Source organism: Acinetobacter sp. XS-4 (assembly GCF_023920705.1).
Taxonomy (GTDB): Bacteria; Pseudomonadota; Gammaproteobacteria; order Pseudomonadales; family Moraxellaceae; genus Acinetobacter.
Genome location: NZ_CP094657.1, coordinates 2,700,558 through 2,713,535, shown reverse-complemented (window position 1 = coordinate 2,713,535; position 12,978 = coordinate 2,700,558). Strand labels below are relative to the sequence as shown.

Here is a 12,978-nt window from a genome sequence, read left to right as displayed (position 1 = left end):
ATTTTTGAAATTAAAACGAAGATTGTGTCTACAACAATCTTTCTAGCACATTACATTCTTTATTTTTCAAACATACGTTCAGATAAGAAATTAACAAATGCTCGAACTTTCGGAGAGGGATGTTTACTTGCAGGCCAGAGTACATTAAATACGCCAGTTCCATCTGTAAACTCGGGTAATACTTGAACTAGTTGGTTGGTACTCAACAATTCTTTAATAGAAAAGTCAGGTAGGCAAGCAATTCCTCGACCTTTTAGTGCAAAACAAACTCGTGTCTCAATATTATTACAAATCATTGATATCGGCAGTTGTAGGTCCGGCTCGTTTTCAGTTGTTTTTAAGGGCCATTTCTCAAGTTTGCCGCTATGAGAAAATCGATAATGTAAACAAGAGTGTTCTAATAAGTCAGCAGGTATTATCGGAGTTCCACGTTGAATCAAATACGCTGGAGAGGCAACCAGTAATTGTTTGAAAGTCCCCAGTTTCAAGGCTTTTAAGCGTGAATCTGTTGGAGTACCTGTCCGAACAACAGCATCAAATCCTTCTTCAATCACATCGACCAAGCGGTCTGCAAAATCAAGGTCTAATTCTATTTCTGGATATTCCTGCATAAAGTCACCCAGTACAGGTAATACCAGTGAACTCACTAAGGGTAAACTTACACGTAACCGTCCTTTGGGAGATTTGATCGCTTGCGATAATTCCATTTCCGCTGCTTCAATTTCAGCCAGTATGCGTCGACTACGCTCTAAAAATAATATTCCTTCAGCAGTCAGATTAATACTACGTGTATTACGATGAAAAAGTCGTACACCAATTTTTTCTTCAAGGCGAATCAAGCTTTTACCAACAGCAGAAGCTGAGATTCCTAATGAACGCCCCGCTGCCACAATACTTCCAGTCTCAGCGATTTTAACGAATACGGTAAATCCATTCAGGCTATCCATTCTTTTCTCCTTATTACGGAACAAAACTTCCGTATAGCAAGGAACTATAACTGACTTTTTCTTTAATAGGAGTCTTCCTAGTATATAAATCTCGAATATGAAAAGAAGATTTTGACTATGATTTCTAAAGAGTCTGTATCAAATAACGGCGTACCATCGATCTCTTTAAGCCTCGTTCAAAATGTAGTTCAAAAAGCTATAGCCAATAACCAGTTAGTCGGCGCTGCGGTTATTGTGGCTCAAGATGGGACAGTTATACACCATGAAGCATTAGGGCTATCTAACCGAGAACAATCAATATCTATGACTATGGACACTGTCTTTCGCTTAGCGTCAGTAAGTAAGGTCATTGTTTCAACGGCTGCTTTAGTTTTAGTTGCGCAAAATAAACTGAATTTAGATGAAGCCATTCACCACCAATTGCCATTTTTTCAGCCTAAATTAGAAAATGGAAAGTTTGTTCCAATTACTCTACGTCAACTTCTTAGTCATACGGCAGGCTTGGGCTATCGGTTTCTTGAACCAGATAACGGTGGCGCATATTCGCAGGTAGGTGTATCTGATGGCATGGATTCATCCAATATTAGTTTAGAAGAAAATGTACGTCGAATTGCTAACGTACCTTTACTCTATGAACCAGGGAAAGGATGGGGATATTCTTTGGCAATCGATGTATTAGGCGCATTAATTGAAAAAGTATATGGCAAGCCTTTAGATCAAGCAGTTAAAGAATTAGTCACTGATCGATTGAAAATGAACAACACTGGTTTCGCTGTACCAGATAATCAACATGTAGCAACTGCTTATGTAAGTGATAGCCCTGAACCGCATGTTTTATTAGAAGAAGAGGTTGTTTCACCATTTGAAGGATGTGTGGGAATTAATTTTAGTCCTCGCCGTATTTTTAATTCGCAAGCATTTTTCTCAGGTGGCGCAGGAATGGCCGGAACCGTTGAGGATTTTTTTAGCTTATTAGAAGCTCTTCGTCAGGGAGACTCATTATTTTTACCCCCTGAATTAATTGATGAAATGACAAAAGACCAAACGGGTGGTTATGAGTTACCAAATGCGCCGGGCTTTGGTTTTGGTCTCGGATTTTCAGTACTCAGAAACGCTCAGCAAGCACTATCACCAGAGTCAGAAGGGACATGGCGTTGGGGAGGAGCCTACGGTCATTCATGGTTTGTTGATAAAAAACATAATCTGACTGTGATTGCATTTACAAACACGCTTTATGAAGGCATGTCTGGAAAGTTTGTTACAGACTTACGTGATGCAGTTTATAAAGCGATAGGAGTTGTCGAATGAGCAGCTCACATTCAAATGATCGGTTGCCTATTGTTCCTTTACTCATTCTCGCTATGGGAGCGTTTGTTACGATCTTGACAGAAGCTTTACCTGCGGGGCTATTACCTCAATTAGCTTTAGGTTTAAATATCTCTGAATCCTTAGCGGGACAAACAATCACGATATATGCAATTGGTTCGTTATTAACAGCCATTCCATTAATGGATGCGACTCAAAGTATTCGACGTAAACCTCTGTTACTCATTGCTCTAGCGGGTTTTGCTCTCACAAATTTAATTACAACGTTATCTACCAGTTATCTTTTAATAATGGTTGCCCGATTTTTGGCAGGTGTTTCGGCGGGCTTACTTTGGGCGTTGCTCGCTGGATATGCAACGCGAATGGCGTCAGAACACTTAAAAGGGCGTGCGATCGCGATAGCAATGTTAGGAACACCATTAGCTTTGTCTCTAGGTGTGCCAGCAGGGACTTACCTTGGTCAACTGTTCGGTTGGCGAATGGCTTTTGGTGTTATGAGTATTTTTGCAATTATTTTAGTGGTGTGGGGAAGTCTCACACTACCTGACTTTACGGGGCAGGCTAAAGATAAACACATCTCTTTAAAACAGGTGTTCATTTTACCCGGTGTCAGACCCATATTATTTACGGTTCTAAGCTTTGTGCTTGCCCATAATCTGCTATATACCTACATCGCTCCGTTTTTAACACTTGCTGACTTAGCTAAAAATACGGACATTATTTTACTCATATTCGGCTGTTTATCATTATTCAGTATCTTCATTACAGGTGTGTTGATTGACCAACATTCACGATTATTAACACTTACTAGCATCATATTATTTGGCTTTTCCGCTCTTTTACTTGCTGTTATGGGGAGTTATGCGATTCCTGTTTATGTGGCAATTGCAATTTGGGGCATTGCGTTTGGTGGCGCTGCGACATTATTTCAAACTGCCTTGGCGAAAACAACAAATGATATGGCTGATATTGCTCAATCGATATTAGTGACTGTTTGGAATATCGCGATTGCTGGTGGGGGAATTATTGGTGGCTTTTTACTCAGTAGTTTCGGGGTGAGTTCTTTCCCTCTAATACTTTTAATATTGTTATCGATTACATTTATTGTCGTTTGGCGGGCGAAGCAATATGGGTTTCGCTAAAACGATATATTTCATTATGAAAGCAGAACTCCAAATATAAGAGATCTGCCTTACATTGAATTTTTAATTAATCAAACTTAGTAACGTCTGGTATTGACTCTAAATAATCAAAGAATTGCTGTATTTGTTCTTCTGTTACACGTGCTGTAGAAATAGGCGGTAACTCATCTCTACCAAAGAATCCAACTTCGGGTGTTTCAATACTTGGTGTCAGTTCACCATCAATAATTTCACACCAGAAGAAAGCCTTATACACATGTAAAAACATTGGAGGATGTGGGTGCTTAGTTCTATCTGTTAAAGCCAATAACTTAATCGCCTTAACTCGTAGACCTGTCTCTTCTATAACTTCTTTTTCAGCATTTTCCGATGCTGAGTAACCTACGTCAGCCCATCCACCCGGAACAGACCATCGCCCATCTCCAATTTCTTTTGCTAATAATAATTTATTTTCTTTAAAAACAACTGCTCTAACATCTAGTTTTGGAGTAGCATAACCTACATCTTGGAGCACATTATTAATAAAATTTTCTGTTTTGATTTCTTTTAATTCTAATAAATATTCAATATGACCTAAGAGTTGTTCATAACGTTCTTTGTCATAAACATCTTTTGAGTAATGCAAACCTGTTTGAGCAATACCAGTAATTTTATTTAAAGTTTCTAACCACTTAACTGAGTCATTCATTGCAATGTATGCCTTCAAGTTTATATCTTTTAGCTATGGTAAGGCATACTCATTCGAAGCACTATTAAACAGTTGTTAACTGAGATTTCATGTGAAGTCTTAAGATGTTTTCGATAATCAATGTGAGTATAAGGTTTGTGTGATAGCTCTCTAAGGGGGAAATCATTTAATTCATATTGGATACAAACTTGGAATATGCGGATATAAAAAATACTTAACCCATATTATAAATTGCTTATCGACTGTAATTATCGATAACTCAATTACCTCACAGATGGATATAACTATGAAAAATGGAAGTTTTCGTTTAGCAATTGGTTTATGTACAACTATATTCATGGGAATGAATACTGTTAATGCCGCACCTGAGGGTGAAATGAAAGTCACTCTACTCGGAACAGGAACTCCGATTGTTAATATTAATAGATTCGGTATGAGTACTTTAGTTGAGGCTGGTAATCAAAAATTATTATTCGATGTAGGACGAGGTGCGGTTATTCGCCTTCACCAAATCCAAGTTCCTTTAAGAGATATTAATTCTATTTTCTTTACGCACATGCACTCAGATCATTTAACGGGCTTCCCCGATCTGTATGCATCAGCTCCATTACCGACTGATGATGGGCGTAGTAAAGCTCCAATTTCAATTTATGGGCCTGTTGGAATAGACAATTTTGCACGTGGAATTGAGAAAGCTTTCACCGCCAATAATGAAATTCGCTTAAAAGGTGGGGAAACAAACGAACCAGCTACTAAAATTAGTGATCACTTTTTACCGCAAAAAGGTGGTGTTGTTTATGATAAAGATGGGGTAAAGGTCACCGCTTTTCTGGTAGATCATGGTCATGTTGAGCCAGCTTATGGATTCCGTGTAGATTATGCTGGACATGCAGTTGTATTATCTGGTGATACAACTTATTCCTCAAATTTAGTTAAACAAGCGAAAGGTGTTGATTTATTGGTTCATAGTTTATCGATTGGTAGTCGTGAACTTGAAAAAGCTTATCCAGATTATGTACAACACTTCTATTCATATCTTGCGAATACTGAGAAATTAGGGCAAGTACTCAACGAAACCAAACCTAAAGATGCCGTAATTTCACATATTTCTTTATACAGTAAAGGCAATATTGGTAGAGCTAGTGAGAAAGAAATTCTTTCGAGAGTTAGCGAAAACTATACAGGTAAATTCTTATTAGGACAGGATCTAATGAGCTTCGTTATTAATGACAAGGGAGTTACACGAGTAGCATATGATCCGAATATTCGACAATTTGAACCTATCAAACAAAATTGATTAAAGGAAATCCCTCGTATGAGGGATTTTTTAATTCCAACTTGGGATGTTTCAATATTTGGTGTAAGTACTTTATAAATATTAATATTTCTACTCTTTAAAAAAATTTGATTTAATCATAAGCGGTAAACCAAGTTCAGATAATAAAGCAGTTCGTGAATTTGGGACACTTTTTCTCTCTAAATCAATAAGCTCAATAAATTCTTTATTAAATTGTTTTCTAGGGTATTTTTCTAAAATTTCATTTCTAAATGATAGGGGGAGTTTATATAGACCATCACTAATCACATCACAGGATGCGCCTTGCTGTAATAGCGTAATTTCAGCTGGATCAGAATGATCTATATAGCCGTTCATATGTAAGCAGATAGCATCTCTAATAACTTCACTTTTCTTTTCATCAAAGCTATGTTCTTTAGCCTTTAGCTCAAATTGTTTGGCGCTCTCATAGGTAAAACAATTACAACCTTTACTATGAATATGTTGCTCAGTTAAGCCAATATCATGAAAAAGTGAGGCTATTAAAAGTGATTCATGGTCAAATTGCTGTTTTTGTATATTGCCTAGGGCAGCACCCCAGAAATAGGTTCGCCATGAATGATTGTAGATAGATATATTTGCTTTAGCTTCGAGCTCATCAAGCGCGACTTTAACCATTTGAGTATCTGGTATTACGATCTGATCGATATCAAAATCATGAGAAGTTTTGAATCGAAAGTAATTTATTTTTATAGAAGCCATAACACTTGGCAGCATAATTTTTTGAATTAACTTAATTTTCTCTTTGAAGCTGAGCTGACCATTGGTAGCTTGCATCCAGTGATACGAACCAATTCTTTTAGTTTTCATTATTAGATCTCATTTTAGAGTAATTACTCTAAAATATTATCATAGATGATTTTTTGCAAGTTTTCTCTTTTAAGACATCGATAGAGCTTTGATTGATAGACATTTTGTAAACCCCAATTTAACAATAACTTCCTCATTATTTAGCCTTGCTTTTTTAATGATCTAATTTAAAACAAATGTCATTTTGCGTGCTTGACTGTAAAAAGGTTGGGCACTATCCTTTGCCTGCTGGCCACATTGCCAGTCGGTTGTCGCAGACCGAATCAAACGAGCATTAAAAGTTTCATACTTTTAGTGTTGAGCCCTCGTGCCCCCTCTATGGCGGAACGGAGGGGGACACCTTCGGGTGTGCTGGCCTCGTTTGACCAGTCTGCGAACCCCTTTCGTTCTGCCACCATAATTTTAATGTTTTGGCAGAACTCCCAATAAAAAGGAGTTGGCTTTGCACATTCATTATTTCTTGGCAGCCTTTGCCAAAAGCTATAACGACACAACATAAACTTTTAGAGCAGTTTGATAGCTATTCGGCTTTTCAGACTTTAATCCACTGCGCCTAAAAACTTAATCAACAATAAAACTTGAGATGTGCCAAGCACAGTCTTTATAGGCTTTGCTATGCCTTTTTTCTCCCAAAAAGCGGCAGCGGTTTTTATATCTTATTTATATACAACAATAATTTTTTATAACGGTAAAACTATGCCACATATAGATCTCCCATTTCGTGCTTTAAGCGTACTGCACACTTCCCGCTATCTTTTTAATAAATACGGCTTTCACAATGTCGGGGTAGACCGAATTGTTGAGTCGGCGAAAATCCCAAAAGCGACTTTTTATAACTACTTTCACTCAAAAGAAAGGCTAATTCAAATGAGCTTAACCTTTCAAACAGATGGTCTTAAACAAGAAGTGATTTCAATCATTCATATTCAAAAAGAATTAACCCTAGTTGAAAAACTGCGCAAGCTTTACTTTTTACATGCCGATTTAGACAGGCTTTATCATTTGCCTTTTAAAGCTATTTTTGAAATTGCGAAAACACATCCAAAGGCCTATCAGGTGGTCGTTGACTACCGAAATTGGTTTATTAATGAAATCTATAAACTGCTTTTAACAACGAATGAAAATGCTTCAAAACAAGATGCACACATGTTTTTGTTTGTGATTGATGGAGCAATGGTTCAGCTTTTAGACCCCAATAAACCAGATGAAAGAAAGCGGTTGCTTGAGTATTTTTTGCTGGGGTTTGGGTAATTTTTGATTATTTAATAGCCTAAGTATTTAAGGGTTATATGTCATTTTTAGACAAGATTCATGTCATTAGTGTACAAGTCAGACCAATTTAAATATGTTGAAATCAGATTTATCAAATATGGGCGGAATAAATGAATAGGCCTAAAGTTATCGATATTTATTAAATATAATTTATTAATTTGTGGTGGAGGAGATTCAAAAGCTATTAGAGTTAATAAATATTATATTGAGCTAGAAATAATCATTAAGCCAAGTTTTTAATTATAAAAATATAAAACTTGGAAAGTGATTAATTATATTTAAAGGAAAGGATTCTATGTATATATCTAAACAAGGATGTATAGGTACACTCGTGCTTTTATATAGCATAAGTGCAAATGCAGAAGTTAGCCTAAAAGATAATTTTAAGTTCACAGCTAATTTTATTGATTTAGCGATGTATAGCCAAGAAAGTGCTGTAGATGATAATTTTACTAATTCAGCAGGCTTGTTTTTAAATACTGAAATTAAATTGGCGAACGAAAATTATGATTTAGGTATTTTAAAAGCACAATATGTATTTAATGGGTTAAATGATGATGCACAACTAAATACCTCAAACAATTGGTTTGGAGGAGTTGGAAGTTATATCGGTGGTGCAATTGCTGCCAATGATTTGGCTTCATCTCAACTCAGTTTGCTGACTTGGGATAAGTACTGGAATGATAAGAAACTCTATACTTCCGTTGGGCGTACTAACCTAAGACGGTATTTCCTCTATAACAATTGTCAAAATATTCTGTTGTGTACTGACCCGATTAAAGGAGCAATGGGTTCATTGCCTACCAACTATGCTTATTGGGGTGGTTACGCCAAATATAATTTATCAAACAATATCTATATGCATGCGGGAGTTTTTGAGGTAAACACAGATGATTATGTCTATAAGAAAAAAGGATTAGATTTTTCCTTTCATCATCAACTAGGTTTCACCCAAGTGTATGGTGTCGGATATAAAGATAAAAATAGTAAAGCAGAGTTGTTATATTTTTATAATAATTCTGAATATCGTAATGCATATACTCAAGAAAAATATAATGGTACAGATGGTTTAAACTTTAGATTTAATCATGATTTTAATAATCAGAATATCCCAACTGTATTTGGTGCTTACTCATATATTGATGAGAAAAACCAACCTTATAAAAATTATTGGGAACTTGGGTTAAGCTATAAGATTAATCAAGGGAAAAATCATTTAGGTGTGAAGTTTGGTCAGTCTCAGCTCAATGATGATTATGTTTTAATGACAGAGAAAATTAATGGTAATAATAATAAAACAACCTCTTTTCTTTCTTTAGATACCGATATTAATTACAAACGCCTAACCCTAAGCCCATTCGTACAATATATCTGGAACCCAGATAACTACTACCGCTCTACAGGAAAAACCTTCAACAATAATGTGATTGTGGGTTTAGTCACTCAAATTAAGCTCTACTAAGGGAAAAAAGAGATGAAGATTACAAAAATGAGCCTATTGTTCACAGGTCTATTCGTCAGTAGTGTCGCTTGTGCTGAATATAGCTGTCAGCAGTTAGAACTAAAAGACTGTCCAACTACAGTAGATAAAAAATTACCTGATCCACATGATATGTTGACATGGACACAACAACAAAGGGTCGTTGGCTTTCGAAATACCTTCCGCAGTTATGATGGCAGTGTTTTTCACCCTGATAAGAAGAACATACTTGCGCTACCAAAATTAAAGAACAGCATAAAAAATAAGGATATCCATTACTCGGTAGATGGGAAAAACTATAATTTAAATGATTACTTAAAAAACCAAAGTGTGGCAGGTCTAATTATATTAAAAGATGGCAAAGTTGCTTACGAATACTACGGACAAGGCAATAATGAAACAACTTTATGGACTTCACGTTCAGTTGCAAAATCTATTGTGGCAACACTGATTGGAGTTGCTATTCAACAAGGTAAAATCAAATCGGTAGATGATCCCATCATTCAATATTTACCTGATTTGAAAGAAACTGCTTGGGAAAAAGTATCATTAAAACAACTGTTACAACACACCTCAGGTGTTGAGTGGAATGAAAACTATAAAGATCCAAATTCAGATTTTGCAAAAATGACCTATTGTGAGGCTGCTAAGGATCCAGATGCTTGTGTCTATAAAAATGTGAAAAATTTGAAATCTAAATATGAACCAGGAACGGTATGGTCATATAGCACAGGTGGTGCATATCTGGTGGGTAAAGTCTTAGAAGCCGCAACACATGAAAATATTGCTAAATATCTCGAAGACAATGTCTGGAAACGGGTCGGTATGGAGAGAGAAGGTGTTTGGCAGTCTTATACCCGCAATCAAGTTGACATGGGTGGCCATGGGTTTAATGCAACTTTACGTGATTACGCACGTTTCGGACAATTTATATTGAATGATGGGCGCGTTTCTAATGGAGACAAAATGCTACCCGAAGGTTGGACTACACAAGCAACTGAATGGAATCAAGCGAAAGGTTCGGTATCTGAAAATTATCCAAACGGGATATATGGTTTTCAATGGTGGAATTCACATGCCAAAAAAGGTTCACCATTAACGACTCAAAATTCTGATGCAACTTTCTGGGGGCTGGGCATCTTTGGACAAATGCTAGCCATTAACCCTAAAGATAAGATTGTGATGATGCAATGGAGTACATGGGAAACTGCAATGCCTTCAGCTCAGCTTGATAATGAAAAAAGCTTATTTTTTAATGCGGTAACTCAGCATCTTACCCAGCAAAAATAAGTGATTTTCTATAGCTTAGATTGTCATTAAATTTTAACTTGATATTTAACAAAGGTAATTTTAGAATCCGCCCAACAAATTTTTAGGAGCTTCAATGTGAGTACTTGCTCGAGTGACAGTAGTCGATCGGTAATAGTCTAAGTATCCACTGAAGTCCTGACAGACCTCTTTTTGTGGATGCAAGAAGAGGTTTTTTATTTTCATCTTTTCATTTCTATTATTAGCCCATGATTTAATTATGACGGGTTGCAGTACTTGCATGTGCTCCATAACTTATGGGAGTGATGCCAGTGTTATTTACTTTAAAGAAACGCTCACTTATTTCTGGTTTCTGTTTATTCGCATTATCTAACGCTAGCCATAGTGGACGACCAATGGTTGTTGACGATGCGGCTCTTGTTTCTCCAAAAACCTGTCAACTAGAAACATGGATGCAGCATAATCCTGACAGCAAAGAATATTGGGCAATGCCAGCCTGTAATTTTGGTGGAAATTTTGAATTTGCGGTAGGGATGGGAAGAGTAAACGATGATACCGAGCACGTCAGCTATGCAACTTTTCAAGGTAAAACCTTATTAAAACCCTTAGAGACTAATGGGTGGGGAATCGGCTTTTCTTTTGGTACTCAAATGAATATTAATGATTCTTCAAAGAAAGATTGGACGGTTAATGTTCCATTAAGTGTTTCTACGTTGGATGATAAATTTTTAATCCATACCAATATTGGCTGGCTACGTGAAAATACTACGCATAGAAACCAGACCACATGGGGTATTGGAACCGAAGCACAACTTGCTGCCCCATTAACACTCACAACCGAAGTATATGGTAATGACCGAAATAGCGCCTTTTATCAAGCAGGTTTCAAATACATGATCTATAAGGACCTTGTGCAATTAGATGCAAGCTATGGCAATCAAATGTCTCATCACGATAATGCTTTTTTCTCTGTCGGATTTGTATTTCTAACAAAGCCATTTTTACCTTAATGGTTTATATGCATCTAAACCTATCAATAAATGTGACAGAATCTAACTTTTTATATCATGTAAATACCGCTATCTTGATTGGGCTTGAACACAACATCTTAAAGTGTTCCTCTTTTAGTTAGATTTTTAGGTATTTAAAAAATGAATAAAATGCACGTAACTTTAGCGGTAATTATTGGCTTAATTGTTGGTGGAGTAATAGGCGCTCTAGGTTACTCTAAAACTGCTGCACGTTATGACGCAATGACCACAGCATGTGTCATGGTAAATCAAGCAGTTGAACATGGCATCTTGAAACCAGAACAGGTAAAAGAGCTTGGTGAGCTAACAGGCCAAAGCCTTAAAAAAGATTATGAGTCAGTTGCATCTAAATTTAAATTTTCTGAAAAGCAATTAGGTAATGCATCTGAAGGCTCTAATTGTAGCCAGTTTATTGTTGGGGTAAATGCCGCAAAATAACTACTCGAAAGCCCACAAACTGTGGGCTTTTTTGGTTTCATCTTTTATAATTTCCTCAATACTTTTATTAGAATTTAATTATGCTTATTGTTTTTATTATTTTAGCAGTCTTCCTGGTTCTTGCACTTTTAACTAAATTTACTAAATAAAATTCTATACGTTTGTACTCTCTAAAACCTGCTTGTAAGGCGCTATGAGGGGAAGCACAAGAGCAACTGAATATATAGTCTACAGACTGCTATAATCATGATCAATTCAAAATCTGAAATATAAGCTTGCTCTAAAGGCGGGCTTCTTGTCTTTGCAAAAACTGTTAGGAAATATGAAACGCTATCTAAAACACACTGAGCCAACAACTTCCACTTGGACCACCGAGCAAGATTGCTTCTTGATAGAAAATAACTTTCTTTCAATTCATGAACTCATCGGACAGTTACCTTTTTCTGAAGAAGAAATACGAGTACGTCGAGCTGTTTTAGGTTTGGTTCGACGGGACAAACAAATGAAAACATATTGATTTTACCAAATGGTAAAAAATAATATGAAAGTAAATATTTCCAATTATCTCTATTCAAGTGTTCATTTTGTGGATGAGTTATCAAAACCATAATTTTTTTCGGGGTTTTTTTGGTGAGATTTACATAAAACTCTAATTTATTACAAGCAACTCTCATATAGTTACTTATAATTACAATTCTTTAAGCATAATCAAAGTCATAAAAGATTCATAGATCAGCACTTTATAACAATAGGACGGAGAGAGAGGTCAATGCCAAAGTATCTAGCTGTAGCCGAAAAGGTTTATAAAAATATTAAAAAAGATAGCTTATTCACTGATGACATTACTCAGAATCTTAACTGTTTAATTAGTCAGATTCGAAAAGCTATTAAAGGAACGGAGTTTAAACTCAAGTTCAACTATATCGACTTTGAAGAAAACTTAACGAAGCCGTTAAGTGAATGCAAAGTTCAAATTGATCTGAGTGTTATGCCGAAGTTCGCAAATGAAGGTGAATATCTTCTTTGGTTAGCTGGTTTTATCGAGCGAATCACAGAAGGGGGAAAGCCTAAATTACCGCCAATTTCGCACTTTTTACCACCTGGTTTTAAGATGTCGAAAGATGCATTTCCAGTAAGTGTTGCTCCTGCAAAAGAAGAGCATGCTGACATGATTATTAATTATTTTAAATCTGAAGATTTTAATAAAACCAATAAAAATCCTTCATAAAAGAATATAGA

At 36.1% G+C, this 12,978-nt stretch carries 13 protein-coding genes; 10 read left to right on the top strand and 3 right to left on the bottom strand.

The window, feature by feature from the left end; genetic code table 11:
- Positions 1-59 precede the first annotated feature (59 nt).
- Positions 60-947: a LysR family transcriptional regulator gene (locus MMY79_RS12630; protein WP_252609022.1), complete on the bottom strand. Its 888-nt coding sequence runs from the start codon at positions 945-947 to the stop codon at positions 60-62.
- A 117-nt stretch (positions 948-1,064) separates the two neighbouring features.
- On the opposite strand from MMY79_RS12630, the gene MMY79_RS12625 reads away from it, so the two are divergent.
- Positions 1,065-2,255 (top strand): serine hydrolase domain-containing protein, encoded by a 1,191-nt coding sequence (locus MMY79_RS12625; protein WP_252609020.1) that lies wholly within the window; start codon positions 1,065-1,067, stop codon positions 2,253-2,255.
- A complete protein-coding gene (locus tag MMY79_RS12620) occupies positions 2,252-3,415 on the top strand; it encodes an MFS transporter (RefSeq protein ID WP_252609018.1) in 1,164 nt (387 codons plus the stop codon). Before MMY79_RS12625 ends, MMY79_RS12620 begins: the two co-directional genes overlap by 4 nt.
- Before the next feature lie 67 nt (positions 3,416-3,482).
- On the opposite strand, the gene MMY79_RS12615 is transcribed toward MMY79_RS12620, so the two are convergent.
- Positions 3,483-4,103 carry an NUDIX hydrolase gene (locus tag MMY79_RS12615; RefSeq protein ID WP_252609016.1) on the bottom strand — a complete coding sequence of 207 codons (621 nt, stop codon included), beginning with the start codon at positions 4,101-4,103 and terminating at the stop codon, positions 3,483-3,485.
- 286 nt (positions 4,104-4,389) lie between these two features.
- On the opposite strand from MMY79_RS12615, the gene MMY79_RS12610 reads away from it, so the two are divergent.
- The gene (locus MMY79_RS12610; RefSeq protein ID WP_252609014.1) at positions 4,390-5,400 is read left to right on the top strand and encodes an MBL fold metallo-hydrolase; all 1,011 of its coding nucleotides are present in this window, start codon (positions 4,390-4,392) and stop codon (positions 5,398-5,400) included.
- 90 nt (positions 5,401-5,490) lie between these two features.
- Here MMY79_RS12610 and MMY79_RS12605 read toward each other — a convergent pair whose 3' ends face one another.
- Positions 5,491-6,249: an HD domain-containing protein gene (locus tag MMY79_RS12605; protein ID WP_252609012.1), complete on the bottom strand. Its 759-nt coding sequence runs from the start codon at positions 6,247-6,249 to the stop codon at positions 5,491-5,493.
- A gap of 696 nt (positions 6,250-6,945) precedes the next feature.
- Here MMY79_RS12605 and MMY79_RS12600 point away from each other — a divergent pair.
- The 7 genes from MMY79_RS12600 to MMY79_RS12570 all read left to right on the top strand — a co-directional run bounded on the left by MMY79_RS12600 (position 6,946) and on the right by MMY79_RS12570 (position 12,967).
- Positions 6,946-7,500, top strand: a complete 555-nt coding sequence (locus MMY79_RS12600) for a TetR/AcrR family transcriptional regulator (protein ID WP_252613525.1) — start codon at positions 6,946-6,948, stop codon at positions 7,498-7,500.
- 316 nt (positions 7,501-7,816) lie between these two features.
- Positions 7,817-8,983, top strand: a complete 1,167-nt coding sequence (locus tag MMY79_RS12595) for a carbohydrate porin (protein WP_252609010.1) — start codon at positions 7,817-7,819, stop codon at positions 8,981-8,983.
- Between the two features lie 12 nt (positions 8,984-8,995).
- Complete coding sequence (locus MMY79_RS12590; protein WP_252609008.1) at positions 8,996-10,291, top strand: serine hydrolase; 1,296 nt, start codon at positions 8,996-8,998, stop codon at positions 10,289-10,291.
- A 284-nt stretch (positions 10,292-10,575) separates the two neighbouring features.
- The gene (locus MMY79_RS12585; protein WP_252609006.1) at positions 10,576-11,280 is read left to right on the top strand and encodes a hypothetical protein; all 705 of its coding nucleotides are present in this window, start codon (positions 10,576-10,578) and stop codon (positions 11,278-11,280) included.
- A 141-nt stretch (positions 11,281-11,421) separates the two neighbouring features.
- Positions 11,422-11,739 (top strand): hypothetical protein, encoded by a 318-nt coding sequence (locus MMY79_RS12580; RefSeq protein ID WP_005041709.1) that lies wholly within the window; start codon positions 11,422-11,424, stop codon positions 11,737-11,739.
- Between the two features lie 322 nt (positions 11,740-12,061).
- Positions 12,062-12,256, top strand: a complete 195-nt coding sequence (locus MMY79_RS12575; protein ID WP_252613523.1) for a hypothetical protein — start codon at positions 12,062-12,064, stop codon at positions 12,254-12,256.
- Positions 12,257-12,508: 252 nt separating this feature from the next.
- Entirely contained in the window at positions 12,509-12,967 is a 459-nt protein-coding gene (locus MMY79_RS12570; protein WP_252609004.1) for a hypothetical protein, read from the top strand.
- Positions 12,968-12,978: the final 11 nt, after the last annotated feature.

Excerpts from the sequence above, each read along its gene's own strand:
- MMY79_RS12630 (WP_252609022.1), bottom strand. The coding sequence starts at position 947 with ATGGATAGCCTGAATGGATTTACCGTATTCGTTAAAATCGCTGAGACT.
- MMY79_RS12620 (WP_252609018.1), top strand. The coding sequence starts at position 2,252 with ATGAGCAGCTCACATTCAAATGATCGGTTGCCTATTGTTCCTTTACTC.
- MMY79_RS12575 (WP_252613523.1), top strand. The coding sequence starts at position 12,062 with ATGAAACGCTATCTAAAACACACTGAGCCAACAACTTCCACTTGGACC.
- MMY79_RS12600 (WP_252613525.1), top strand. The coding sequence starts at position 6,946 with ATGCCACATATAGATCTCCCATTTCGTGCTTTAAGCGTACTGCACACT.
- MMY79_RS12580 (WP_005041709.1), top strand. The coding sequence starts at position 11,422 with ATGAATAAAATGCACGTAACTTTAGCGGTAATTATTGGCTTAATTGTT.
- MMY79_RS12595 (WP_252609010.1), top strand. The coding sequence starts at position 7,817 with ATGTATATATCTAAACAAGGATGTATAGGTACACTCGTGCTTTTATAT.
- MMY79_RS12625 (WP_252609020.1), top strand. The coding sequence starts at position 1,065 with ATGATTTCTAAAGAGTCTGTATCAAATAACGGCGTACCATCGATCTCT.
- MMY79_RS12585 (WP_252609006.1), top strand. The coding sequence starts at position 10,576 with ATGCCAGTGTTATTTACTTTAAAGAAACGCTCACTTATTTCTGGTTTC.
- MMY79_RS12590 (WP_252609008.1), top strand. The coding sequence starts at position 8,996 with ATGAAGATTACAAAAATGAGCCTATTGTTCACAGGTCTATTCGTCAGT.
- MMY79_RS12570 (WP_252609004.1), top strand. The coding sequence starts at position 12,509 with ATGCCAAAGTATCTAGCTGTAGCCGAAAAGGTTTATAAAAATATTAAA.
- MMY79_RS12610 (WP_252609014.1), top strand. The coding sequence starts at position 4,390 with ATGAAAAATGGAAGTTTTCGTTTAGCAATTGGTTTATGTACAACTATA.
- MMY79_RS12615 (WP_252609016.1), bottom strand. The coding sequence starts at position 4,103 with ATGAATGACTCAGTTAAGTGGTTAGAAACTTTAAATAAAATTACTGGT.
- MMY79_RS12605 (WP_252609012.1), bottom strand. The coding sequence starts at position 6,249 with ATGAAAACTAAAAGAATTGGTTCGTATCACTGGATGCAAGCTACCAAT.